Source organism: Aeromonas veronii, from assembly GCA_041319085.1.
Classification (GTDB): Bacteria; Pseudomonadota; Gammaproteobacteria; order Enterobacterales; family Aeromonadaceae; genus Aeromonas; species Aeromonas veronii_F.
Map to the genome: position 1 here is coordinate 3,416,973 of CP101033.1, position 25,546 is coordinate 3,442,518.

Below are 25,546 nucleotides of genomic sequence, written 5' to 3' on the forward strand. Positions count from 1 at the left end.
CCATGAAAAAAGCCGTGGTTGAGATCCGCGATCTGGCCTTTGCCTGGCCAGGTGGCGACGCTGTACTCGATCTGCCCGCCCTCACCATCCGCGAGGGTGAGCGGGTCTTTATCAAGGGCCCGTCAGGCTCAGGCAAATCGACCCTGCTCGGCCTGCTGGCCGGGATCCAGACCGCCAACCACGGCACCCTGGAGGTGCTGGGCCAACCATTGGCCCGGCTCTCTGGCCGTGCCCGTGACCACTTCCGGGCGGCCAATCTGGGTTATATCTTCCAGCAGTTCAATCTGCTGCCCTTTCTCTCGGTGCAGGACAACGTGACCGCGGCCCTCACCTTTTCGCCTGCCAAACGGGCTCGCCTGCAAGGGAGTCCGGAGCAGGAGGCGCGCCGCCTGCTAGGGGAGCTGCAACTGCCGGACGACGCGCTGCATCGTCCCGTGCACGCCCTCAGCATCGGCCAGCAGCAGCGGGTTGCCGCCGCACGGGCGCTGATAGGCTCGCCGCCACTGGTGATCGCCGACGAGCCCACCTCGGCCCTTGATACCGACAACCGGGCCGCCTTTATCAAGCTGTTGTTCGAGGAGTGCGACAAGCAGGGCTCGACCCTGATCTTCGTCAGTCACGACCCTTATCTCGAACCCCTGTTCCCGCGGGTCGAAAACCTGCAACAACTTAACCGGAGGGCAACGTGCTAAAACTCGCCCTGCAAAGTCTCTGGGCCCGCCGCCTCACCGCCGGGCTCACCCTGCTGGCCGTCGCCATCAGCGTCACCCTGCTGCTCGGGGTGGAACGGGTGCGCACCCAGGCCCGTGAAAGCTTCTCCAACACCGTCTCGGGCACCGATCTTATCGTCGGCGCCCGCTCCGGCCAGGTGAACCTGCTGCTCTACTCGGTGTTTCGCATCGGCAACCCCACCAACAACGTGGGGTGGGACTCCTATCAGGCTATCAAGCAGAAACCGGGCGTCGCCTGGACCATCCCGCTTTCCCTTGGTGACTCCCACAAGGGATTTCGGGTGCTCGGCACCAATGGCGACTACTTCACCCACCTGAAGTACGGTCAGCAACAGTCGCTGCAACTGCGGGAAGGGCGGCCGTTTGAGACGCCGTTTGAAGCGGTACTCGGTGCCCAGGTGGCCGAGAAGCTCGGCTATCACCTTGACCAATCCATCGTCATCGCCCACGGCGCTGGCAACACCTCGTTCAGCCAGCACGACAACCTGCCGTTCAAGGTGGTGGGCATCCTGGCGCCGACCGGTACGCCCATCGATCGCACCATCCATGTGCCGCTGGCGGGGATCGAGGCGATCCATCTCGGTTGGGATACCGGCCGCCACAGCAAGAACGTGACGCCGGAGCAGGCGCTGGCGCAGGATCTCACCCCGAAAACCATCACCGCCTTTATGGTGGGCTTGAGCAACCGGATCCTGGCGTTCCAGCTGCAACGCAGCGTCAACACCTATCCCAAAGAGCCGCTGATGGCGATCCTGCCGGGTGCCGCCCTGCAGGAGCTGTGGAGCCTGATGAGCGTGGCGGAAACGGCCCTCTCGGTCATCGCCGGTTTCGTGGTGGTGGCGGGCCTTATCGGCATGCTGACCACATTGCTGGCGGGACTTAACGAGCGGCGCCGGGAGCTCGCTATTTTGCGCTCCCTCGGCGCGGGCCCTGCCCACCTGTTCCTGCTGCTGGCACTGGAGGCGATGGCACTGACCACGGTCGGCATCGCCCTCGGCATCGCCGTGCTCTATCTGGGGCAGGGGCTTGCCTCGCCCTGGCTGCTCAGCCACTATGGCCTGCAATTAAGCTTGGGGCTGCCGAGCGCCTACGAGTGGCAGTTGCTGGGAGTGGTGTGGCTGGCGGGCATGGTGATTGGCCTGCTCCCTGCCGCCCGCGCTTACCGCTACAGCCTGAGCGATGGCATGAGCATTCGTGTCTAGCGAGACGCCCTAAATAGAAACAGAAGGACAGATGATGAAGTGGAAAATTGTGGCGCTGCTCGCCAGCCTGCTGGTGCTGCCCGCCTTGGCCGCCGATTACAAGACCATCGACTGGGATGTGCTGATCCCGGAAGGGGAAAAACTGCTGCCACCGCCGCAGGTGAGCCACGATGGGGATCTCGCCTCCGTGCCGCAACCGGTGGGCGGGGTGAACCAGAAGCTGGACAACCAGGATGTGCGCATTCCGGGCTTTGTAGTGCCGCTGGAAGGGGATGCCAAGAAGATCACCGCCTTCCTGCTGGTGCCCTACTTCGGTGCCTGCATCCACGTCCCGCCGCCCCCCACCAATCAGGTGGTCTATGTGAGCTACCCCAAGGGGGCGCCGGTGGATGATCTGTGGGATGCCATCTGGGTGAAGGGCAAGATGCGCACGGTCAGCTCCAGCCACGAGATGGCCACCGCCTCCTATTCGATGGAAGCGGTCGAAGTGAGCGTCTACGAGGAGTAATCCTCCCGTTGCAAAAAAAGCGGCCTCCACGGAGGCCGTTTTGTTATCTTGGCATCCCGGTTGGAGTAACATTCAGCTCCAGAACCTGTGCGAATGGAGTCAGCATGGCAGACCTCCCCCCCCCGAAAAAAGAGAGTTCGATCCTGAGCAGCCAGGAGCAGACCCTGCGTCTGGCCCGCAGTCGCGGCATCGACGGCATGCTCACCCGCAACAGCGACAGCACCTTCGAACAGCGCGCCACCTTTCGCCATCTGGCGGATCAGGCCGCACGCCAGCGCAATCTGGAAGCCATCATGGTGATGGCCTCCCGCCACTGCGAAGAGACCGCGGCTGGCGGCGAGATGGACAGCGACTGGCTGACCCGCTTCCTGCAACTGGCGGAAGATATCAGCATGGTGCCGATGCAGCAGCTGTGGGGGCGGATCTTCGCGCTGGAAGTCGCCACCCCGGGCCGCTTCTCCATCCGGGCGCTCGCCACCCTCAAGGAGATGACCCAGCGCGAGGCCCAGCTGTTCCAGCGCATCTGTTCACTGACCTGCCACTACACCGGCAGCGACGAGCAGCGACTGCTGCTGGGGCTGCACAAGGGAGCCAGCTTGCTGAGCCGCGCTAAGGCGACGCGCCTCGGCCTTGGCAAATACCGGCTGCCCTACAACGCCCTGCTGCAACTGTTTGAACTGGGGCTGCTGCATCGCGCGGAGCTGGAATCCGGCCCGCTGCCCGCCGATGGGGTCGAGCTGGAGTTTGGCAACCAGCGCTGGCGGCTGCAGTGCAAGCAGCACAACATCACCCTGCTCTACTACCGCCTCACCCCTGTGGGCAACGAGCTCGCCCAGCTGCTGCAAGAGTCACCGCTGGAGGAGTACCTGCAGGATCTGAAAACCGTGCTGGTGCAGGGGATCCAGATCGAGGTGCAGCTGACCGCCACCGAACCGACCGCAACCGTCGGGGAACAGACCCCCTGACGCACCGGCAAGATGGGCTCACGGGCCCATCTTGGTTATTCCCTCCCTTGCTCCCACCCTGCCCAACATTCCCTTTCACAATCGTCCGAATACGCTGCGCTATGCGAACCTACGAGATGGTTGAATAATTTGTTGATCTTGCTCAGTAAACGACTCGCTTGCGCTTTTCACCGCAACCCCGTTCGGTAACATAGCCGCTTGGCAACCTCTCGCAGGAGTCAGCCATGAGCCAAGCCAGTGCCAAAACGCCGGTAAAAAGCAGCAGACTGGAGGCTGACATTCAGGGGCGGTAGCGTGGTTTTTGCAGGTGGGCACAGCGCGTAGCGAAGCCCAACAGACGAGCATTATTACGCCAACCAGAGCGGGATAATCATGGATTGGGTCGTTCGGTAAAAAGATTTTCAGATACGTTTCTCGGTAAACGTTGGGCTTCACTGCGTTCAGCACCAACCTACGATTTTTAGCCCAACATACGAGATATATATTATTTAATGTCTTAGCAGCCGCTTTATGCTTTGGTGTTGTTGCATTTTTAATTAACATTGCTCTTATATTTTTCACAGAACGGGGTGGAGTGTTTGGTGATTTCCTTGGGGGCGTTTTAAACCCAATCTTTACGTTCCTAACATTATTTGGTTTGATTACTACCATTGTGATTCAACGGAGGGAGTTGAAGCTAGCTAGGGAAGAGTACGAGAAAACTGCCGATGCGTTAGAAATGCAAGCCATTGAAGGTGCTTTTTTTAACATTATAAACCTTCATCATAAAATAGCAGACTCCATTAAACTTGATATTCAAGAGTTTAAGAATGGCACTGATATAAACAATACTATCAAGTTGGCAGTTAAGGCTATTAAAAACCCTTATTTACCACAATTAGCTTCCCCTGTAACAACTTATGAATGCCGTGAAGCCTTCGAGGGCTTACTAAAGTATTTAACACAAGAACTACCAAGCCCCGATGAAATCGTCGAGAAATATAAGCATGTACAGAACAAACACAACCACATATTCGGACATTATTTCCGTAATTTATATCAAGCCCTCAAGTTAATTCATAGTTATGATGACAAAATTTTGCCTCAGGAGCGCAAACGTAAATATGCAAGTATATTACGTGCTCAACTATCTACAATGGAGTTGGCATTGCTTTTTATCAACTGCCTTGATGGTGTTTCAGATGACGGGAAATTCAAAAACCTACTCATCGAGTACCAAATGCTAGAACACCTTCCCATTAAAGAAGTGGATGGTGGTTTTGCCCTGTCTGGTTTCAATTGTTCTATGGCAACTGATGAAATGTTTTTGCAGTACAAAAAACATAAAAATATCGAGGTCAGCATACGTAAATATTTTAGAGGAGCATTTGGTGAAAATGAAAATGTTCCTTACAATTTGAAAGTACTACCTTAACATGGCGTTATATTTATATTCTACCAATTAGTATATGAGTAGATTAAAAATACGTCACCTCTAACTGAGATTTAGTTGTAAAATAAATGAATGATGCACTAATTATAATCAAGCGTCTTAACGAATGGGCGAAAAAGAACCAAGTTCCTATTATTGGCGAACTAAATAAGATTGAATGTAAGCTATCGGAATTTTATCGTAAGTCAGTTGCTGACCAAATTAAAAAACCGACTATAAAAAAGAAACCAAAAAAGGAAAAATTAAACAATGTATCTGTGACTCATTCTGATGTTAAATTCACTGAGCAGATAAACTTTAATGTTAAAAAAATTGTAATTCCCGTCAAAGGTACATGCCATTTTTGTACTCTCAAGGGTATATCCCAAGATGTTTATAAATTGTCCAATAACAAAGAGGTTATTGTTTGTGCGAAATGCGTAAAAAAACAGCGCAAACAGAGCCAAATTAAAAACAAAGTTTTATATGTTGATGCCATGGAGCGTGTAGTTTCTGGAAGTTATGGAAGTGGAAAAAAATCACGCTAAATGAACATAACAAACACCTCAAGAGGGACTGCCAACGTGTGGCGTTTCCAAACTCACGGAGGTTACGATTGTTGTGTTTGAGTTTAGTGTTAATCCATTGCCAGCCCGTAAGTTCGAATAGCGCAGCGTATTCGGACAATCGCGAATAACCCCGCCGCGATATAGGCAAGGAGCGGAAGATCCTTTTGCGGGGTTGCTATTGACCGCCTTGGGGCGGCTCAAGGCTCATCGGTGCCACTATAAGCTGGATTTATGGGTTTTCCGATAATGACCCAATTTTTGCTTATAGTTGCTTCCGCCATCTCACAAGCGCCTGTTATGATGGTCAACTAAATCCGTCAGTTTTCTCTGACTTGGCGAAGGCGTCATTGCCAATGGTGGCACTGTCTTGTGACCTCCATTCGGCTTATACGAGCCAACAATGGCTGGCAGCAAAAAGCCCATCTGAATGAAAATAGTGACAGCCTGAACTTACTACGGATCCAATAACATTAATTATTTATCATGGAACAGATATGATAATTGAATGCCCAAAGTGTTTTAAAAAAAATGATTTACATATAGAGGCAAAAGTAAAATGTGGCCATTGCCAAGAGGAACTAACAGGGCACACTTTCAAAAAAAAGATTATGTCAGGCGGCACGATATTAGCGATTGGAATTATAAGTGGGCAAGTTGCTGACTATGCTTTACTTGATAATCGCTACCCTATGTCAGTCGAGTATTCTATTGTTGATGCATGCACGAATGCAGATCCGGAGTTGGTAAGTAAAACCATTTACCTTCACAGAAAAGATGTTTGTTTATGCGCAATGAAAGATACCATGAATGAAATTTCATACATTAGATACAATGTTGATAAAAAAAGTTTTTTATCAGCTTTTCAAAAAAATACTAATGAGTGTATAAGGCGGGAAGGCTAGCTTCACCGCCCATTTTTATTTTAGAGTTATTTGCCACCTGTTGAAGGGGCGTTTCCTCTTCCTCCCCCAGAGGGGTTCCCAGTCGTTGACGGCCAGTTACCACCGGTCCCAGTGTGTGAAGAAGGACCTCGACTACTACCGCCCTTACCTGAATTACTTGAATTCGAAGCACTACCTTTTGCCATTTTCAACACTCCATATATTAGTTAACATATCCAGAATCAGTCTGGACATGTAAAGGTTAGCGATAATTGGGGGGACATTTGGGGACAAAAATGAAACCAGATAATTTTGCCATAACAATCAAGACGGAAATGTCAAAAATCGGCTGGAGCCTTAATGATTTCGTTATAGAGTACGATAAGTATCACTCATATAAATCAAAGCTGACGGCTGAGTCACTAAAAAAGCAGTTATCAAGAAAAACAACCAACCAGGCTTTACTTAAAAATTATCTTGACTTCATCTACAAACATGAGGCATGGAGGAAATTAGATAATATCAAACCCTCGTTTGTAAATGATTTTCTTGAGACAGAATTTGTATTTGAAATGACTGAGATATCTCAAAGCATTACAAAAAAACTCAAAAAATAACTGATTTTCGCCCCATAGTCCTGGGCGCAATATAGCCCGTAGGTTCGAATAGCGCAGCGTATTCGGACAATCGCGAATAACCCCGCCGAAATATAAGCAGGGATCGGAAGATCCCTTTGTGGGGTTGCTATCGACCGCCTTGGGGTGGCTCAAGACTCGCCGGTGCCACTATAAGCTGGATTAATGGGTTTTCCGACAATCCCCCAACTTTTGCTTATAGTGGCTGCCGCCAGCTAATAAGCGCCTGTGGTGGCCAACTGGCCGGCTGCCGGGCGCTTGTTATAGGTTCTTCCGCTCCAATTACAGATAGTTCCCCTGCCGCAAGGCGGTCAGCAGCTCATCCACCAGCGCAGCGACCGGCTTGCCGGCGTTAAGCAGATGGATTTCCGGCTGCTCCGGTGCCTCATAGGCGGAGTCGATACCGGTAAAATTCGTGATCTCCCCTGCCCGCGCCTTTTTATAGAGCCCCTTGGGGTCGCGCTCTTCACAGATGGCAAGCGGCGCATCGACAAAGACCTCGACAAACTCCCCTTCACCCAAGAGGCTGCGCACCAGCGCCCGCTCGGCACGAAACGGCGAGATAAAGGCGGTGAGCACGATCAGGCCCGCATCCACCATCAGCTTTGCCACCTCGCCGACCCGGCGGATATTCTCCTGCCGCGCGGCATCATCGAAGCCAAGATCGCCACAGAGACCGTGGCGCACATTGTCCCCATCCAGCAGATAGGTGTGCTTGCCTTGTGCCGCCAGCGCCTGCTCCAGCGCCCCCGCCAGGGTCGATTTGCCCGCCCCGGAGAGCCCGGTAAACCAGATCACCAGCGGCTTTTGCCCTTTAAGCTCGGCCCGGCTCTGTTTGTCCACGGCATGTTTGTGCCACACGATATTGCTCATCCAACACTCCTTGCTTGGCGCTCACGCCTCAAAACTTAAACTGTCCGGAACCACGGGGAGCCGCCTCGGGCTATCAGCCGACAACGTGCTGATGCCATGGCATTGCTCACCCAACACGCCTTGATTGGCACTTACGCCTTAAAACGGAAACAGCAGGGGCACCATCACAATCACCCCGATGCTATAGGCCAGCGAGACCGGCAGGGCCAGCTTGAGGTAGTCCGGCATCTTGTAGTTGCCCGCGGCATAGACCATCAGGTTGGTCTGGTAGCCGTAGGGCAGGATAAAGCTGGAGCTGGCCCCGAACAGCACCGCCAGAATAAACGGCATGGTCGAGACATCCATGCTGAGCGCCAGCTGGTAACCCATGGGGAAGGCCAGCGCGGCGGCGGCGTTGTTGCTCATCAGCTCGGTCAGCACCAACGTAAACAGATAGATACCGATAAAGGCGATGATGGGGCTGGCACCATTGAACTCCCCCATCAGCCAGTCGGCGATAAGCTTGGCCAGCCCGCTCTTTTCCAGCTGATCGGCGATGGCGAGCGCCCCGCCCACCACCAGCCAGATATCGAGCGGAAAGCGGCGGCGGATCTCGTCCAGGGTCAGAATACGGGTGAGCAGCAGTGCCACCAGCATCAGCAGCAAGCCCTTGAACAGCGGCACCAGATCGAATACCGAGAGCGCCAGCACCCCGAGAAAGCCCAGCACCACGGCGGCGCTGCGCTTGCCATCGAGACGGGTGGAGGCTTCCAGCCCGCTCACCACCACAAACTCCCGCCCCAGCGACTTGTTGCGGGCAAACTGGGGGCCGGGGGCCAGCAGCAGGGTATCACCGGCGTGCAGCTCAATCTGGCCAAGGCCACCGGTAAGCTGGGTTTCGCCGCGGCGCACCGCCAGTACCACCGCATCGAAGTGGGTGCGAAATTCGGCATCCTTGATGGTCTGACCCACCAGCCGCGAGCTGTGGCTGACGATCACCTCCACCAGATGCTGGCCGTTGAGGCGGTGCTGGCCGTAGAGATCCAGCCCCTTGAGCTCCTGCAACACGCCGACGCTCTCCACATCGCCGCAAAACAGCAGCACGTCCCCTTCGTGCAGCTCGTGTTCCGGCTGCACCGGGCAGATCACCTGCTCGCCGCGAATGATTTCCGCCAGATAGAGGCTTTTCAGGCTGCGCAGGCCGTTCTCCTTGACGCTGCGCCCCGCCAGCGGCGAACCGGCGCCCACCTTGGCTTCGAGAAAATAGCCGGATTCGCGGCTCATCTCGGTATCCTGCTCCGGCAGGTGACGGGCAAACAGCAGCACGGCCACCAGACCGGTCAGCAAGGTGCCCGCCCCCACCATAAAGAAGTCGAACATGCCGAGCGGCGGCGCCCCCATCTTGATCAGGAAGCTGTTGACGATCAGGTTGGTGGAGGTGCCGATCAGCGTCAGCACACCGCCAAAGGTCGCGGCGAAGCACATGGGCAGCAGCAGCCGCGACGGGGAGTGGTTGGGATTGCGTTTGACCGCCCCCAGCATGGAGGCCACCACGGCGGTGTTGTTGACGAAGGCTGACAGGAAGGCAGTGGAGAACCACACCTTCACCAGCACCTTGTTGAATGAACCCGTGCCCACCAGATTGGCGAACCAGCTCATGATGCGGGTCTTCTCCACCGCCAGCGACACCAGCAGCAACAGCACCAGCGTCAGCAGGGCACTGTTGGTGTAGCCCGCCACCACGGCGTTGATATCCGCCAGCCCGCTCAGGTAGGTAATGAGCACGGCGCCCGAGAAGAGCAGCGCCGGGCGGAGTTTGCCCTGGATCAGCAGGGCCACGAGAGCAGCCAGCAGACCCAGCACCAGGGATTGTTGCCAGGTCATGGGCTTACTCCTTGCTTGTGTCGTTACCGATGGCAAGGGCTTGCCAGTGCGGGAAGTGCTTGCGCACCAGCGCGTTGAGCTCGATTTCGAACTCGCTGTAGTGCCCTGCTCTACCCGCAAGATTTGCCACTTTCGCGGCCAAGCCTTCCACTATCATGCCGGCGCCGACGGTGACGTTGCTCAGCCGGTCGATCAGGATAAAGCTGCCGGTATCGCGGATCTCCTGATACGGGTCGAACGCCACCGGGTCGGTGAGGCTCAGCTCGCACAGGCCGATCTCGTTGAGCTTGAGCTCGCTGGCTGGCAGCTCGTCCAGCTTGTTGATCTCGATGCGGTGGCGGATGGCCTCCACCTGACCGCGACTCTTCTTGGTGGCCAGTTTTACGTCGTAGACCCGGCCCGGTTGCAGGGACTCCTCCCCCATCCAGACGATATGGGCCAGCAGGTTCTGGGTCACTTGCGGACGGTTGGCGGCATCCACCAGCAGGTCGCCACGACTGATGTCGATCTCGTCGGCGAAGGTGACCGTGATGGCCTGACCCGGCAGGGCGTACTCCAGATCCCCGTCGAAGGTGACGATGCGGGTCACTGTGCTCTCCTTGCCAGACGGCAACACCGCCAGCTTGTCGCCCACCCGCAGGATGCCGGAGGCCAGCGTGCCCGCGAAGCCGCGAAAATCGAGGTTGGGGCGGTTCACATACTGCACCGGCAGGCGCACCGGGTGGCGCTCCAGCTCGCGCTCAACCTCGGCAGACTCCAGCAGCGCAAGCAGGGTTTCCCCCTGATACCAGGCCAGCTTGTCGCTCTGGTTAACCACGTTGTCACCGTCCAGCGCCGAGACCGGCACGATCTGGATGGTGTCGACACTGAGCTTTTTGGCGAATTCGCGGTACTCGGCACTGATGCGCTCGAACACCTCCTGACTGAACTCCACCAGATCCATCTTGTTGACCGCCACCACGAACTGCTTGATGCCAAGCAGGCTGGCAATAAAGCTGTGGCGGCGAGTCTGATCCAGCACCCCTTTGCGGGCGTCGATCAGAATGATGGCCAGATCGCAGGTGGAGGCGCCGGTCGCCATGTTGCGGGTGTACTGCTCGTGGCCCGGGGTATCCGAGATGATAAATTTGCGCTTGGCGGTGGAGAAATAGCGGTAGGCTACGTCGATGGTGATGCCCTGCTCGCGCTCCGCCTGCAGGCCGTCTACCAGCAGCGCCAGGTCCAGCTTCTCGCCGGTGGTGCCAAGCTTCTGGCTGTCGGACTCCAGCGCTTTGAGCTGATCTTCATAAATCTGCTGGGAGTCGTGCAGCAGGCGACCGATAAGGGTGCTCTTGCCGTCATCCACGCTGCCGCAGGTGAGAAAACGCAGCAGACTCTTGTGCTGCTGGGCGTGCAGATAGGCTTCGATGCCCTGTTCGGTGATGGCGGTCTGAATATGGCTGTTCATGCTGACGACTCCTTAGAAATATCCCTGACGCTTCTTCTGCTCCATGGAGCCGGCCTGATCGTGGTCAATCAGCCGCCCTTGCCGCTCGCTCGAAGTGGTGAGCAACATCTCTTCAATAATTTCCGGCAAGGTGGTGGCATCGGATTCGATGGCCCCGGTCAGCGGGTAGCAGCCGAGGGTGCGGAAGCGCACCAGCTCCTGCTTCACCTCATCCTCGGCGGTCAGCGGCATGCGATCGTCATCCACCATGATCTTGATGCCGTTGCGCTCAACCACCGGACGCATGGCCGCGAAGTAGAGCGGCACTATGTCGATCTTTTCCAGATAGATGTATTGCCAGATATCCAGCTCGGTCCAGTTGGAGAGCGGGAACACCCGGATGCTCTCCCCCTTGTTGACCTGGCTGTTGTAGACGCGCCACAGCTCGGGGCGCTGATTCTTCGGATCCCAGCGGTGAGACTTGTCACGGAAGGAGTAGACCCGCTCCTTGGCGCGGGACTTCTCCTCGTCGCGACGGGCGCCACCGAAGGCGGCATCGAAGCCGTATTTGTTGAGTGCCTGCTTGAGCCCCTCGGTCTTCATGATGTCGGTGTGCTTGCCGCTGCCGTGCACGAAGGGGTTGATGCCCATGGCGAGCCCTTCCGGGTTCTTGTGGACGATGAGATCCAGCCCGTACTTCTTGGCGGTCTCGTCGCGGAACTTGATCATCTCCTTGAACTTCCAGTCGGTATCGACGTGGAGCAAGGGGAACGGGATCTTGCCCGGATAGAAGGCCTTGCGGGCAAGGTGCAGCATGACGGAGGAGTCCTTGCCGATGGAGTACATCATCACCGGGTTTTCAAATTCGGCAGCCACCTCGCGGATGATATGGATGCTCTCGGCTTCCAGCTGCTGCAAGTGCGTCAATCTTTCACGGTCCATGTTGGTCCTCGGGTCATTGCTTATGCGCCTGCTCGGGGCGCTGGGTGGTTCAGTGCGCGGCCGCACCGGCAGCCGCATCAAATATCTCTTTCTCGGTCAGGCCAGCTGCACCAGCTTGAGGTCGCAGCCATCGAGATCCGGGTTAGCGCGCTGCTGCTCGCCGCTTTTTTCTCCAAACCAGGCCAGCCGCTCGCGCAGGGCGACCACTTCGCCGATGACGATAAGCGACGGGCTCACCGCCTGTTTGGCCAGCTCCGCCAAGTCGGCCAGCGTGCCGGTCAGCACTCGCTGGCGGGATGTGGTGCCGCGCTCGATGATGGCGATGGGGGTAGCTTGGCTTCGGCCGTGATCCACCAGCTGCTGCTGGATATGCTCGGAGCGCATCAGCCCCATGTAGATGACCAGGGTCTGACTGGTGGCGGCGAGCTGCTGCCAGTCGGGCTCCTTGCCCTCTTTCTGGCCATTTTGCTTGCAATGGCCAGTGATAAAGACGGCGCTCTGGGCGTAATCACGGTGAGTGAGCGGGATACCGGCATAGGCGGTGGCACCGGCGGCGGCCGTGATGCCGGGCACCACCGAGAAGGGGATACCTTCGTCGGCCAGCACTTCCAGCTCCTCGCCACCCCGGCCAAACATAAAGGGATCGCCCCCTTTCAGCCGCACCACCCGATTGCCCGCCTTGGCGTACTCAACCAGCAGGCGATTGGTCTCCTCCTGCGGCACGCTGTGGGCGCCCGCCTTCTTGCCAACCGACACCAGAGTGGCATCACGGCGCACCAGATCGAGGATCTCAGGCGAGACCAGCTGGTCGTAGAGCACCACTTCAGCCTGTTGAATCTGTTGCAGCGCCTTGAGGGTCAAGAGGCCCGGATCACCGGGGCCCGCACCGACCAATACCACCTCGCCCACTTCGCTTTTCGCCTGGTCGAGCCCATCACTCAGCCACTGCTCGGCTCCTTGCCAATCCTCTTTTTCAATCAGGCTGGCGAGGGTGTTGGAGGCAAAGGCGCGCTCCCAAAAGCGGCGACGATCGGAAATCGATGAGAGCACCCGTTTGGCCTTGTCACGGACCCGGCCGGAGAGCTCGGTCAGCCCGCCAAGATGGCGCGGCAGCAGGCTCTCCAGCCGCTCGCGCAACAGGCGCACCAGCACCGGCGCCTTGCCACCGCTGGAGACCGCCACCATCAGCGGCGAGCGATCGATGATCGAGGGGAAGATAAAACTGGAGCGTTTGGGGTCATCCACCACATTGACGAACAGACCCAGCTGGTTGGCACTTTGATAAACGAGGGCGTTGACTTCGAGATTGTCGGTCGCCGCCACCACCAAAATCTGGCCTGCCAGATGGGCCGGAGTGAAGCACTCCGCCAGATGGGTAAAACGACCGGCAAATTCCGTGAATTCCGGTTCAAGCTCCGGGGAGACCAGGGTCAGCCGGGCACCGGCGGCCAGCAGCAGGCGCGCCTTGCGCAGGGCAACCTCGCCCCCGCCCACCAGCAGTACCGGGCGGCCTTCCAACTTGGCAAACATAGGTAAATAATCCATTTCGGCCCATCCCTCGGAACACGACTAATATGGGGCGACTATAGGCAGGGCAGCTTATCCCTCAAAATAATAAAAAATGCTTTTTAATGCGTTTTGGTAATTAGCAAAGCCCATTCATGACAAAGGCGTACGAAGTCACTTGTGGTACCTGACGCCAGACCATAGGCTAGGGACTGTGTTTCATAAGGAGCTTAATGATGAACGAATCATTGATTGTGCTAGGGATTTTTGTATTTCTGGTCATCGCCACCCTGAGTGCCGGTATCAAGATAGTGCCACAGGGCTTCAACTGGACCGTGGAGCGCTTCGGCCGCTACACCCGCACCCTGACCCCGGGCCTCAACCTGTTGATCCCCTATGTGGATCGGGTCGGCCACAAGATCATCATGATGGAGCAGGTACTGGACATCCCGGCACAAGAGGTGATCTCCCGCGATAACGCCAACGTCACCATCGACGCCATCAGCTTTGTGCAGGTGGTGGATGCTCGCAAAGCGGGTTACGAGGTCAACGATCTCACCAGCGCTATCCGCAACCTCACCATGACCAATATGCGGACCGTGCTCGGCGCCATGGAGCTGGACGAGATGCTCTCCCAGCGTGACACCATCAACGAGAAGCTGCTGCGCACCATGGATGCCGCCACCGCCCCCTGGGGCATCAAGGTGACCCGCATCGAGATTAAAGATGTGCGCCCGCCGCTGGCACTGGTCGAAGCGATGAACGCCCAGATGAAGGCCGAGCGCCAGAAACGGGCCGAGGTTCTGGAAGCCGAAGGGGTGCGCCAGTCCAAGATCCTCAAAGCCGAGGGTGAGAAGCAGTCCCAGATCCTCAAAGCCGAAGGTGAGCGCCAAGCCGCCTTCCTCGCCGCCGAAGCGCGGGAGCGGGCTGCCGAGGCGGAAGCCAAGGCGACCCATATGGTCTCCCAGGCCATCGCCGCCGGGGATCTGCAGGCCATCAACTACTTCGTGGCCCAGAAATACACCGAAGCGCTGGCCCGCATCGGTGAAGGGCCCAACAGCAAGATCATCATGATGCCGCTGGAAGCGGGCAGCCTGATTGGCTCGGTGGCTGGCATGGCCGAGCTGTTCAACAAAGATGGCAAGGGCAGCAAGTCATGACAGCCCTGTTCGAGGGGCTGACCCACTGGCACTGGTTGGGGCTCGGCTTCATTCTGCTGGCCATCGAGGTGCTCGGCTCGGTGGGCTTCTTGCTCTGGACCGGCATCGCCGCGCTGGAAGTGGGCCTGCTGCTGCTGGTTTGGCCCTTTGGCTGGCAGGCGCAGCTGCTGCTGTTTGCGGTGCAATCCCTGCTCACCACCTGGGCCTGGTGGCGCTGGCAGCACCAGCGCGACAACTCGGGTCAGGATGCCGCCAGTACCATCAACGAGCGGATGCAGAGTTATATGGGCCGCGAGCTGACCCTGCTGGATGATGTCGTGCAAGGCACCAGCCGGGTGCATCTGGACGACACGGTCTGGACGGTGCGCTGCGACGAGTCGCTACCAGCGGGCAGCAAGGTCAGGGTGGTGGGAGCCGACTCCCATATCCTGCTGGTTGAACCCCGTCACTGACGCCGCGCTGCCATCGAACCATCAAAAAGCCCGCGATCGCTCGCGGGCTTTTGTCTCTCTGGCTACCACTCAGGTGCGCATCAGGTTGAGCTGGCTGACCAGCCCGGTCAGCAGAAACAGCCCCATGGTCAGGCACAACAACTTGAACTTGAGGAAACGTCGCTTCATGCGACAACGCCTTATGGCCGCGTGACAACGAATGACTGGAGTATATTCGCCCACTTGCACCTCACCGGATTTGTGATGGGTTTGTCGTCGGCTTCTGGTTATAATTTTGGCCTTCCCCAGCGTTGATGGAACAGTCGCAATGAGCAATGCACTGAGCAGTGTCCCGCCGGTAGTCGCGATGGACTACCCCTTTCCGGCCAAACCGCTTCCCCTGAGTGCCGAACAGAGAACGACCTTGACCACAGAAATCAAGGCGCTGCTCAAGGAGCGCAAGGCGGTACTGATTGCCCACTACTACACGGATCCCGAGATCCAGGCACTGGCCGAAGCCACCGGCGGTTTCGTTGGTGACTCACTGGAGATGGCCCGCTTTGGCCGCGATCACGAGGCGCAGACCCTGATCGTTGCCGGGGTGCGCTTCATGGGCGAAACCTCCAAGATCCTGAGCCCTTACAAGCGGGTACTGATGCCGACCCTGGAGGCCGAATGCTCCCTAGATCTGGGCTGCCCCATCGAGCAGTTCTCTGCCTTCTGCGATGCCAACCCGGATCATACCGTGGTGGTCTATGCCAATACCTCGGCCGCGGTCAAAGCGCGGGCTGACTGGGTGGTGACCTCCAGCATCGCGCTGGAGATCGTCGAGCACCTCGACAGCCAGGGTCACAAGATCATCTGGGGCCCGGACCGTCACCTCGGGGCCTATATCGAGAAGAAGACCGGTGCCGAGATGCTGCGCTGGCAGGGCCACTGCATCGTCCACGACGAGTTCAAGGCCCGCGCCCTGCGCGAGCTGAAAGAGCAGAATCCGGATGCCGCTGTGCTAGTTCATCCGGAATCCCCCGCCTCGGTGATCGAGCTGGCCGATGCGGTGGGCTCCACCAGTCAGCTGATCAAAGCGGCCAAGGAGTTGCCCCAACAGAAGCTGATCGTGGCGACCGATCGGGGCATCTTCTACAAGATGCAGCAGGCCTGTCCGGAGAAAGAGATGGTGGAAGCACCGACCGGTGGCGATGGCGCCACCTGCCGCAGCTGCGCCCACTGCCCCTGGATGGCGATGAACGGTCTGGTGGCGATCAAGGAGGCCCTCACCGACGGAGCCGAACGCCACGAGATCCATGTCGACGAAGATCTGCGAGTCAAGGCCCTCATCCCGCTCGACCGGATGCTCAACTTCGCCGCCGAGCTCAAGCTCAAGACCCAGGGCAATGCCTGATTACCGCAGTCACAAGATGCAAAGAGGGCTCCCGCGGGAGCCCTCTTTATTTATCTGAACCGGATCCGGCTCAGATGATCACGGTGGAGAGGCTGTGCTCCTCATCCGGCGCAACGGTCACACCCGCATCACCGGCGATGGCGGCCTCGACGCAGAGCATGGTGCGATAGCCATCGTCGCTCATGTCGGCCATGGCGGTGGCCCCTTCCAGCCAGGGGGTCCAGACCACAGTGCTGTCATGATTGCCGCTCACCACCCGGATCTCGCGCTCGCCATCCTTGATGATTACCAGCGCTTCAGGCTGCCAGTAGATCCGATCCAGCGGCCCGTTCAGGGTCAAAGCACCCTGCTGCTGGCCATTCAGACCGGTCAGCTTGTCGGCATAGGGCTCGCCCAGACCGGTCACGCTCACCGCTTCCGGTGCGCTTATCTGCAAATAGGTATGCAGCGCACCGCTATAAGTCAGCGGCTGGGCGCCGGTGTTGCGAGTGGTCAGCACCAGCGAAAGCTCCTTGCCAACCAGCACATCCAGCTCCAACTCGAAGGGGTGATCCCACAGGGTACGGGTCGCATCGCTGTCGCGCAGAGAGAGATGGACCAGGGTGCCATCGGCGTGATCGGAGACCCCATCCAGCATCCAGAGCGTGGTGCGGGCAAAACCGTGAGCGGGCTTACCGCTACCGACACGGGCTGGCGCCGGGCCAAACCAGGGCCAGCAGATCGGGATACCGCCGCGAACAGGCTTGCTGCCATCCAGCACCGCCTTGTCACTCAACCAGATGGAGGCTGGCTCGCCATGACGCTGATAGCTCAGCACATGGGCGCCAAACAGGCTGATCTCGGCCTTGGCATAGTCGTTGTTGATGGTGATAACCGGCAGACCGGCCGCATTGTTGGCAAGCTTGCAGTTGGCTGTCAGGGGACGAATGGATTGCATGTGGACTCCTGTCATCAGGGGAAACCGAAAAACAAAAAGGCGGCCAATGGCCGCCTTTTTTAAGCTACGCGATTGCGCATCCCAAATTACTTGGAGATGTGAGCGATCAGGTCCAGAACTTTGCTGGAGTAGCCCATTTCGTTGTCGTACCAGGATACAACTTTAACGAATTTGTCGTTCAGCTGGATACCAGCCTTGGCGTCGAATACGGAGGTCTGACGCTCACCCAGGAAGTCGGTAGATACAACTTCGTCTTCGGTGTAGCCCAGAACGCCTTTCATAGCGCCTTGGGAAGCCGCTTTCATCGCTTCGCAGATTTCTGCGTAGGTGGCAGCTTTCTTCAGGTTAACGGTCAGGTCAACAACAGACACGTCCGGAGTCGGAACACGGAATGCCATACCGGTCAGCAGGCCTTTCAGTTCCGGGATAACTACGCCAACAGCTTTGGCTGCACCGGTAGAGGACGGGATGATGTTCTGAGCCGCACCGCGGCCACCGCGCCAGTCTTTGGCAGACGGACCATCAACGGTCTTCTGGGTAGCAGTGGTAGCGTGAACGGTGGTCATCAGGCCAGACTCGATACCGAAGGTATCGTTCAGAACCTTGGCGATCGGTGCCAGGCAGTTGGTGGTGCAGGAAGCGTTGGAAACGATGTCCTGGCCAGCGTAGGTAGCGTCGTTAACACCCATTACGAACATCGGGGTAGCGTCTTTGGACGGGCCAGTCAGAACAACTTTCTTGGCACCAGCAGCGATGTGCTTACGAGCAGTCTCGTCGGTCAGGAACAGACCAGTCGCTTCAGCAACAACGTCAACACCGATTTCGCCCCACTTCAGGTTGGCCGGGTCACGCTCAGCGGTAACACGTACGGTTTTGCCGTTTACAACCAGGTTGCCGTCTTTAACTTCAACGGTACCGTTGAAACGACCGTGAGTTGAATCGTACTTCAGCATGTAAGCCATGTAGTCAACATCGATCAGGTCGTTGATACCAACAACTTCGATGTCAGCGCGCTCAGCAGCCAGACGGAATACGAAACGACCGATACGGCCAAAACCGTTAATACCTACTTTGATAGTCATATTTAGTTACCTAACTGTTCAGTAGTCAAAGAAAATTCCGCTTGTAAATTTACTAGAACTCTCCGGTGAGTCAACCAACATTCTGTCTGAAATTGCGCTATATCATGAAAATCTGTGAAATTAATTTTCTGTTTATGTAACTGATTACCACGTTTTGACGAAAAAAGTGCCAGATCGTGGCATCGCGCAGATATCAACAATAGTGCCTACTCGGTCACACAACCATTCACAGAGATATGTAAAAATGTGCGCGGTTTAGCATGGCCAAAGAGCCACTGTTCAAGTACCACCCCATAAAAAACAAACAAAGAATAGTACAGATAGAATCCACAGCGGGAATTCTCAAACTATGACCACCCTGATTGAACAGCTGGCTGCCGCAAAAGGTATCGCCAGCGAGTATGTCGATGCCTGGGGCCACCCGGCCCAGGTATCTGAAGAGAGCAAGGCCGCCATGCTGGGCGCCATGGGCTACCGCGTCGATGATGAGGCCGCACTGGTGCAGCAACTGGAAGAGGAGCATCGCCAGCACTGGCTGCGGGCGCTGGATCCTGTGATGGTGGTTCGCACCGGCGATGCCGTTACCCTTGAGGTTCGCCTCCCCATCGAATTCGTCAACGATGCCCTCACCTGGCAGCTCCAGCAGGAGCAGGGTGCGGTGCTGTCCGGTCAATTCACCCCCATCGAGGGTGAGCTGGTCGGGGTGGCCGAATTTGAGGAGATGGAGTGCCAGGCCTATCGCGTCACCCTGGAGATGGCCCCGGAGCTGGGTTATCACCAGCTGGTGCTGCTGGAAGAGGGCAATGACGAGCCACTGGCCACCATGCGCCTCATCGTCGCCCCAAAGGCCTGCTACAAACAGCCACCGATTGCCGATGGCCGCAAGGTATGGGGCCCGAGCGTGCAGCTCTACTGCCTGCGCAGCCGCCACAACTGGGGCATCGGTGATTTCAGCGATCTGGGCCAACTGGTCGAGAACGCCGCCGCCTGGGGCGCCCACTTCGTCGGCCTCAACCCCATCCACGCCCTCTATCCGGCCAATCCGGAGAGCGCCAGCCCCTACAGCCCCTCTTCCCGTCGCTGGCTCAACGTGGCCTATATCAATGTGGAAGCGGTGCCCGAATTCCAGCAGAGCGATCGCCTGAAAGCGGACGTGGCGAGCCCTGCCTTCCAGCAACATCTGGCCGATCTCCGCGCCAAGGAGAACGTCGATTACACCGGCGTGATCCAGACCAAACTCGGTATACTGCGTCAGGTGTTCGACGAAGCAAGCCTTGGCGCCGAGCGTCAGGCCGCCTTTGATGCCTTCGTGGCCGCCGGTGGCGACAGCCTGCAACAGCAGGCGGCATTTGATGCCCTGCAGGCCCACTTCTACGCCAAGGGCGAAAACGCCTGGGGCTGGCCGGTATGGCCGCAGGAGCTGCGCGATTACCACAACCCTGCCGTTGCCGCCTGGATGGCCGAGCACCCGCAAGATGTCAACTTCTACCTCTATCTGCAGTTCCTGGCTGACGAGCAGCTGGCGCACGCCGATGCCCGCGCCAAGGCCTCCGGCATGGTGATGGGGATCTACCGCGATCTGGCAGTGGGCGTCTCCGAAGGCTCCACCGAGATCTGGGCCAACCAGGATCTCTACTGCCCGAAAGCCTCGGTCGGTGCGCCGCCCGATATCCTTGGCCCGCTCGGTCAGAATTGGGGCCTGCCCCCGATGAACCCGAACAAGCTGTTTGAAGCGGCCTACCAGCCGATGGTGGACTTGTTCCGTGCCAACATGCGCTCATGCGGCGCACTGCGTATCGACCACGTGATGGCCTTGCTGCGCCTGTGGTGGGTACCGCCAGGAGCCTCCGCCGCCAAGGGCGCCTACATCTACTATCCGGTCAACGATCTGCTGGGCATTCTGGCCCTCGAATCCCACCGTAATCAATGCCTGCTGATCGGCGAGGATCTGGGCACCGTGCCGGAGGGGATCGACGTGACCCTGAAAGAGAACGGCGTCCACTCCTACAAGGTGTTCTTCTTCGAGCGATCCAAGGCGGATGGCGGCTTTATCTCCCCGGCGCACTACACCGAGCAGGCGATGTCGGCCCTGACCACCCACGACATGCCGACCCTCAAGGGCTTCTGGCACTGCGACGATCTGGCGCTCGGCCGTCAACTGGGTCTGTATCCGGATGAAGATGTATTGAAGACTCTGTATGCTGATCGTCACCAGGCTAAACAGCGGATCCTCGACAGCTTGCATGCCCACAAGGTCATCTCTGACAACATCAGTCATGACGTGAACTGGGTCGGCATGAACACCGAACTCAACCACGGTCTGCAGATCCACATGTCCCGCGGCAGCTGCGCCCTGTTCAGTACCCAGCTGGAAGACTGGCTGGAGATGGACAAGCCGGTCAACGTACCGGGAACCAGTTACGAATACCCCAACTGGCGCCGCAAGCTCTCCGCTGATCTGGAAGATATTTTTGCCAATGAGGCACTCAAGGCACTGGCTGGCAAGATGAGCCAGGCCCGTGATGAGGCCAGTCGTTGAGACGCTGTCTCTCACCGCGCTCTCACCTCAATCCACTCCGGCTTCGGCCGGAGTGGATGCTCTGTCATGAAAGGAAATCTCGATGCTCGTTGAACGTTTGGTTGCTGCCCGCTGTTCCGATCCCTTCTCTCACTTAGGCCTCTCGGCCAATCCGGATGGGCCCGGCCTCAAACTGACCGCCTGGTTGCCTGATGCCCTCGAAGTTCGCGTCAAGGATCTCAAGTCGGGCAAAGTCGTTGCCACCCTGGCGCCCACCGATGAATCGGGTCTTTTTGAAACTGTTTTCACCCGCCGTAAAAACACCTTCCCCTACCAGCTGATCGCCAGCTACCGAGATGCCACCACCGAGGTCATCGACCCCTATCAGTTTCAGGATGCCGCCTGGGCAGGCCTGGCCGAACTGACCGCCCAGCCGGAAAACCTCTACCACACCCTTGGCGCCCAGCTGCGCACCGTGGCGTATCTCGGCCAACAGGTGGAAGGGGTGCGTTTTGCGGTCTATGCACCGAGCGCCACCGCCGTGAGCCTCATCGGTGATTTCAACTTCTGGGATGGCCGTCGCCACCCGATGCAGCGCAGCCTCTGCGGCCACTGGGTACTGTTTGTGCCGGGCCTCAAGGCCGGGGATCGCTACAAGTTCGAGCTCAAGGATCTCATGGGCAACCGGCTGCCCCACAAGAGCGATCCGGTCGGCTTCTACTGCGAGCAGTACCCGTCGTTCGCCTCCGTGGTCTATGACCACGCCCAGTACCAGTGGCAGGATGCCGAGTGGATCGCCAGCCAGCACAACGACAAACGCGAGCAGCCGCTCTCCATCTATGAGCTGCACGTCGGATCCTGGAAGCGTCACCCCAATGGCGACAGCCTGAGCTGGCGCGAGCTGGCGCTGGAGCTGGTCGCCTACGTCAAGGAGATGGAGTACACCCACATCGAGCTACTGCCGGTCTCCGAGCACCCGTTCAGCGGCTCCTGGGGCTACCAGCCGGTGGGCATGTTCTCCCCCACCAGCCGCTACGGCACGGCCGATGATTTCAAATACTTCGTCGACCAGTGTCACCAGGCCGGCATCGGCATCATTCTGGACTGGGTCCCCGCCCACTTCCCGTCCGATGCCCACGGGCTGGCACGTTTCGACGGCACCCCGCTCTACGAATATGAAGATCCGCGCCGTGGCTGGCACCCGGACTGGAACTCCTACATCTACGACTTCGGCCGCGACACAGTGCGCCAGTTCCTGGTGGCTAGCGCCCTGTTCTGGCTCGACAAGTTCCACATCGACGGCCTGCGGGTGGATGCGGTCGCCTCCATGCTCTATCTGGATTACTCCCGCAACGCCGGTGAGTGGGTACCGAACGTCGATGGCGGCAACCACAACTACGAGGCGATCAGCCTGCTCAAGTGGACCAACGAGGAGGTCTACGGCAAGTATCCCCACGCCATGACCATCGCCGAAGAGTCCACCGCCTTTGCCGGTGTCTCCCGCCCCACCTTCCTCGGTGGCCTCGGCTTTGGCTTCAAGTGGAATATGGGCTGGATGCACGACACCCTCACCTATATGCAGAAAGAGCCGATCCACCGCCGCTACCACCACAACGACATGACCTTCTCCATGGTTTACCACTATGACGAGAACTTCATCCTGTCGCTCTCTCACGACGAGGTGGTGCACGGCAAGCACTCCATGCTCTACAAGATGCCGGGCGACGAGTGGCAGCAAGCCGCCAACCTGCGCGCCTACATGGGCTTCATGTACGCCCACCCGGGCAAGAAGCTCAACTTCATGGGCACCGAGATCGCTCAGAGCAACGAGTGGAACCACGACGCCCAGCTGCCGTGGCATCTGCTGCAATATCCCAAGCATGCCGGTCAGCAGCGCCTGATCCACGATCTCAACCACCTCTACCGTCATGAGCCAGCCTTGTATCAGGCCGATTATGAGCAGACCGGCTTCCGCTGGCTGGATCACAACGATGCCGACAACAGCATCTTTGCCTGGCTGCGGGCGGACAAAGAGGGCAAGCAGGCCATTGTGGTGGCTTGCAACTTCACCCCGGTGCCCCGTCTCGAGTATCGAGTCGGCGTCCCTGCGGCGGGCCACTATCGGGTGGTGCTCAACACCGACAGCGAGTATTACTGGGGAAGCAACTATGATGTGGGTCTGGTGTTCGCTGCCGAGCCGACCCCCTGGCAGGGGATGGCACACAGCATAGTGCTGGATCTGCCGCCGCTGGCGACCTTGTTCATCAAACAGGAGTCTTGATGCTTGTAATGGAAAAAGGGGTGGGCCACCCGCTGGGGGCCCGCCTTGACGAGAACGGTTGCCACTTCTGTGTCTGGGCCCCCCAGTCGGACAAGGTGGAGCTCTGCCTGTACGACGAGCAGGAGCAGGAGCTGATGCGGCTGGAGTTGCCCGGCCGCCGTGGCCAGTATCGCTTTGGCTATGTGCGCGGCATGCAGGCAGGTCAGCGCTACGGCTATCGGGTCTATGGCGCCCCGCAGGAGGGAATGCTGTTCAGTCCGCAAAAACTGCTGATCGACCCCTACGCCAAGGCGCTCAGCCGTCCCACCTACTGGGATGAAGCCCTCTATCAGGGGGACAGTGCCGGGATGATTGCCAAGTCGGTGGTGGTTGATGACCGTTTTGACTGGCAAGGGGTTGGCAAACCCGGGATCAGCCCGGCCCGCACCATTATCTACGAGACTCACGTCAAGGGCTTTACCAAGCAGCACCCGGGGATCCCCAACGCGCTGCAAGGCACCTACCTTGGCATCTGCCACCCGCTTGTCATCGAGCATATGAAGAGCCTCGGCATCACCTCGGTGCAGCTGATGCCGGTGGCCGCCTTCATGTCGGAACCTCGACTGGAGCAGCTGGGACTGACCAACTACTGGGGCTACAACCCCATCGCCTTCTTCGCCCCGGAGCCACGCTACAGCACCAGGGCGGACGAGGCGGTGACCGAGTTCAAGACCATGGTGCGCGAGTTGCACCGGGCCGGGCTCGAGGTGATTCTGGATGTGGTCTACAACCACACTGCCGCCTCTGGCTTCGACGGTCCCACCCTCTCGTTCAAGGGCTTTGACAACGCCGGTTACTACGCCTTCGAAGCGGGCCCCCACGGCCCGGACTACACCCGTCACGCCAACGTGACCGGCTGTGGCAACAGCGTCAATTTGGATCACCCCAATACCCTGCGGCTGGTGCTTGATGCCCTGCGCTACTGGGTCACCGAGATGCAGGTGGATGGCTTCCGTTTCGATCTGGCGGTGACGCTGGCGCGAGAGGCTGGCGAGTTCGAGCCGATGGGCGCCTTCTTCAAGGCGGTGATGGCCGACCCTGTGCTGTCACAGGTCAAGCTCATCGCCGAACCCTGGGATATCGGCCCCTTCGGCTACCGGCTGGGTCAATTCCCGAGCCAGTGGCAGGAGATCAACGACCGCTACCGCGACACAGTGCGCGCCTTCTGGCGTGGCGATGCGGGCAAGATGGGGGACTTTGCCACCCGGCTGGTGGGGTCGCGGGATATCTTCCCGAAGAACTGGCGCTCCCCCCACACCAGCGTCAACTACCTCTGCTATCACGACGGTTTCACCCTGGAGGATCTGGTCTCTTACAACCAGCGCCACAATCAGGCCAACGGTGAAGACAATCGGGACGGCCACGGCAACAACCTCTCCTATAACCACGGGGTAGAGGGGCCGACTCTGGATCCGCGGGTCAACAGCCTGCGCCAGCAGCAGAAGCGCAATCTGATTGCCACCCTGCTGCTCTCGCAAGGCACTCCCCACTTCCTCGCCGGCGACGAGATGGGCCGCAGCCAGCTTGGCAATAACAATGCCTACTGTCAGGACAACCAGATCAGCTGGGTCAACTGGCAGTGGCGGCCGGAGGACGAGCGGCTGTTCGCCTTCACCCAGCAGATGATGGCGCTGCGGGCGGAGTCGTGCGTCTTCTCCAACCTGCAACTGAGCGACGACAGTTGGAATGGCACCCCGTCCAGCTGCCATCAGGTCAACTGGTATCACCCGGACGGCCACCAGCTCACCGATCAGGATTGGCACGCCCCCATGGGGCAGGCGTTCGCCATGGATATCGGCATGATCAACTGTGTCGGCGAGCGCTGGTACGTGCTGTTCAACGCCAGCGACTACGACATCCAGTTCCGCCTGCCACCGCCGGGTGAAGGGCTGGAATGGATCCAGACCATCGACACCGCGACCAACGATGGCCTCCCCTTCCTGCCCGATGACATCAAGCGGCAGGTGGCAGTCGGCCGGGCCCACTCCCTCAAGCTGCTGGAGCGGGTGGCGCTGGCCAGCACGGCGCAGGATGCCCAACCACCGCAGCAGGCGCTTCTCCCAGCATCCGAAGCGGACATGGTTGCCACCTCGATCACAGATGCGGGCAAAGCATAAGAGGCATGCTGGAGTCCGCTTTACGGAGCCGCTATGCTGGGCCCCGTGATTGATGGCAAGGAGTCGG

At 58.3% G+C, this 25,546-nt stretch carries 21 protein-coding genes; 14 read left to right on the forward strand and 7 right to left on the reverse strand.

Features of this window, described 5'->3' with window-relative positions:
* Positions 1-2 precede the first annotated feature (2 nt).
* The 8 genes from NMD14_16180 (at position 3) to NMD14_16215 (ending at position 6,884) form a co-directional block, all read left to right on the forward strand.
* Positions 3-692 (forward strand): ABC transporter ATP-binding protein, encoded by a 690-nt coding sequence (locus tag NMD14_16180; GenBank protein XEI32264.1) that lies wholly within the window; start codon positions 3-5, stop codon positions 690-692.
* Positions 686-1,933, forward strand: a complete 1,248-nt coding sequence (locus NMD14_16185; GenBank protein XEI32265.1) for an ABC transporter permease — start codon at positions 686-688, stop codon at positions 1,931-1,933. Before NMD14_16180 ends, NMD14_16185 begins: the two co-directional genes overlap by 7 nt.
* A gap of 31 nt (positions 1,934-1,964) precedes the next feature.
* Positions 1,965-2,441, forward strand: coding sequence for a DUF3299 domain-containing protein (locus NMD14_16190; GenBank protein ID XEI32266.1), 477 nt, complete (start codon positions 1,965-1,967; stop codon positions 2,439-2,441).
* Between the two features lie 104 nt (positions 2,442-2,545).
* On the forward strand, positions 2,546-3,406 hold the full coding sequence (locus tag NMD14_16195; protein XEI32267.1) for a TIGR03899 family protein: 861 nt from the start codon (positions 2,546-2,548) through the stop codon (positions 3,404-3,406).
* Positions 3,407-3,830: 424 nt separating this feature from the next.
* Entirely contained in the window at positions 3,831-4,820 is a 990-nt protein-coding gene (locus NMD14_16200) for a hypothetical protein (GenBank protein XEI32268.1), read from the forward strand.
* Between the two features lie 86 nt (positions 4,821-4,906).
* On the forward strand, positions 4,907-5,365 hold the full coding sequence (locus NMD14_16205) for a hypothetical protein (protein XEI32269.1): 459 nt from the start codon (positions 4,907-4,909) through the stop codon (positions 5,363-5,365).
* A 515-nt stretch (positions 5,366-5,880) separates the two neighbouring features.
* Positions 5,881-6,288 carry a hypothetical protein gene (locus tag NMD14_16210; protein XEI32270.1) on the forward strand — a complete coding sequence of 136 codons (408 nt, stop codon included), beginning with the start codon at positions 5,881-5,883 and terminating at the stop codon, positions 6,286-6,288.
* Positions 6,289-6,563: 275 nt separating this feature from the next.
* Positions 6,564-6,884, forward strand: coding sequence for a hypothetical protein (locus tag NMD14_16215; protein XEI32271.1), 321 nt, complete (start codon positions 6,564-6,566; stop codon positions 6,882-6,884).
* 300 nt (positions 6,885-7,184) lie between these two features.
* Here NMD14_16215 and cysC read toward each other — a convergent pair whose 3' ends face one another.
* From cysC to cysG, 5 genes are all read right to left on the reverse strand, one after another.
* Entirely contained in the window at positions 7,185-7,775 is a 591-nt protein-coding gene (gene cysC / locus NMD14_16220) for an adenylyl-sulfate kinase (GenBank protein XEI32272.1), read from the reverse strand.
* Positions 7,776-7,913: 138 nt separating this feature from the next.
* On the reverse strand, positions 7,914-9,638 hold the full coding sequence (locus NMD14_16225; protein XEI32273.1) for an SLC13 family permease: 1,725 nt from the start codon (positions 9,636-9,638) through the stop codon (positions 7,914-7,916).
* Between the two features lie 4 nt (positions 9,639-9,642).
* Entirely contained in the window at positions 9,643-11,085 is a 1,443-nt protein-coding gene (gene cysN, locus NMD14_16230) for a sulfate adenylyltransferase subunit CysN (protein ID XEI32274.1), read from the reverse strand.
* A 12-nt stretch (positions 11,086-11,097) separates the two neighbouring features.
* Positions 11,098-12,006, reverse strand: coding sequence for a sulfate adenylyltransferase subunit CysD (cysD, locus tag NMD14_16235; protein XEI32275.1), 909 nt, complete (start codon positions 12,004-12,006; stop codon positions 11,098-11,100).
* Between the two features lie 96 nt (positions 12,007-12,102).
* Positions 12,103-13,551: a siroheme synthase CysG gene (gene cysG / locus NMD14_16240; GenBank protein XEI32276.1), complete on the reverse strand. Its 1,449-nt coding sequence runs from the start codon at positions 13,549-13,551 to the stop codon at positions 12,103-12,105.
* Positions 13,552-13,748: 197 nt separating this feature from the next.
* Between cysG and NMD14_16245 the strand changes: the two genes are divergently transcribed.
* From NMD14_16245 to nadA, 3 genes are all read left to right on the forward strand, one after another.
* Positions 13,749-14,672 carry an SPFH/Band 7/PHB domain protein gene (locus NMD14_16245; GenBank protein ID XEI32277.1) on the forward strand — a complete coding sequence of 308 codons (924 nt, stop codon included), beginning with the start codon at positions 13,749-13,751 and terminating at the stop codon, positions 14,670-14,672.
* Positions 14,669-15,124, forward strand: coding sequence for an NfeD family protein (locus NMD14_16250; protein ID XEI32278.1), 456 nt, complete (start codon positions 14,669-14,671; stop codon positions 15,122-15,124). The genes NMD14_16245 and NMD14_16250 overlap by 4 nt, the downstream gene beginning before the upstream one ends.
* 307 nt (positions 15,125-15,431) lie before the next feature.
* Positions 15,432-16,505: a quinolinate synthase NadA gene (nadA, locus tag NMD14_16255; protein XEI32279.1), complete on the forward strand. Its 1,074-nt coding sequence runs from the start codon at positions 15,432-15,434 to the stop codon at positions 16,503-16,505.
* 70 nt (positions 16,506-16,575) lie between these two features.
* Here nadA and NMD14_16260 read toward each other — a convergent pair whose 3' ends face one another.
* Positions 16,576-17,442 carry a D-hexose-6-phosphate mutarotase gene (locus tag NMD14_16260; protein XEI32280.1) on the reverse strand — a complete coding sequence of 289 codons (867 nt, stop codon included), beginning with the start codon at positions 17,440-17,442 and terminating at the stop codon, positions 16,576-16,578.
* 86 nt (positions 17,443-17,528) lie between these two features.
* Complete coding sequence (gene gap / locus NMD14_16265) at positions 17,529-18,524, reverse strand: type I glyceraldehyde-3-phosphate dehydrogenase (protein ID XEI32281.1); 996 nt, start codon at positions 18,522-18,524, stop codon at positions 17,529-17,531.
* Between the two features lie 349 nt (positions 18,525-18,873).
* Between gap and malQ the strand changes: the two genes are divergently transcribed.
* The 3 genes from malQ (at position 18,874) to glgX (ending at position 25,479) form a co-directional block, all read left to right on the forward strand.
* Positions 18,874-21,063: a 4-alpha-glucanotransferase gene (gene malQ / locus NMD14_16270; GenBank protein XEI32282.1), complete on the forward strand. Its 2,190-nt coding sequence runs from the start codon at positions 18,874-18,876 to the stop codon at positions 21,061-21,063.
* Between the two features lie 82 nt (positions 21,064-21,145).
* Entirely contained in the window at positions 21,146-23,323 is a 2,178-nt protein-coding gene (glgB, locus tag NMD14_16275; protein ID XEI32283.1) for a 1,4-alpha-glucan branching protein GlgB, read from the forward strand.
* A complete protein-coding gene (glgX, locus tag NMD14_16280; protein ID XEI32284.1) occupies positions 23,323-25,479 on the forward strand; it encodes a glycogen debranching protein GlgX in 2,157 nt (718 codons plus the stop codon). The genes glgB and glgX overlap by 1 nt, the downstream gene beginning before the upstream one ends.
* The last annotated feature ends 67 nt before the right edge of the window (positions 25,480-25,546 follow it).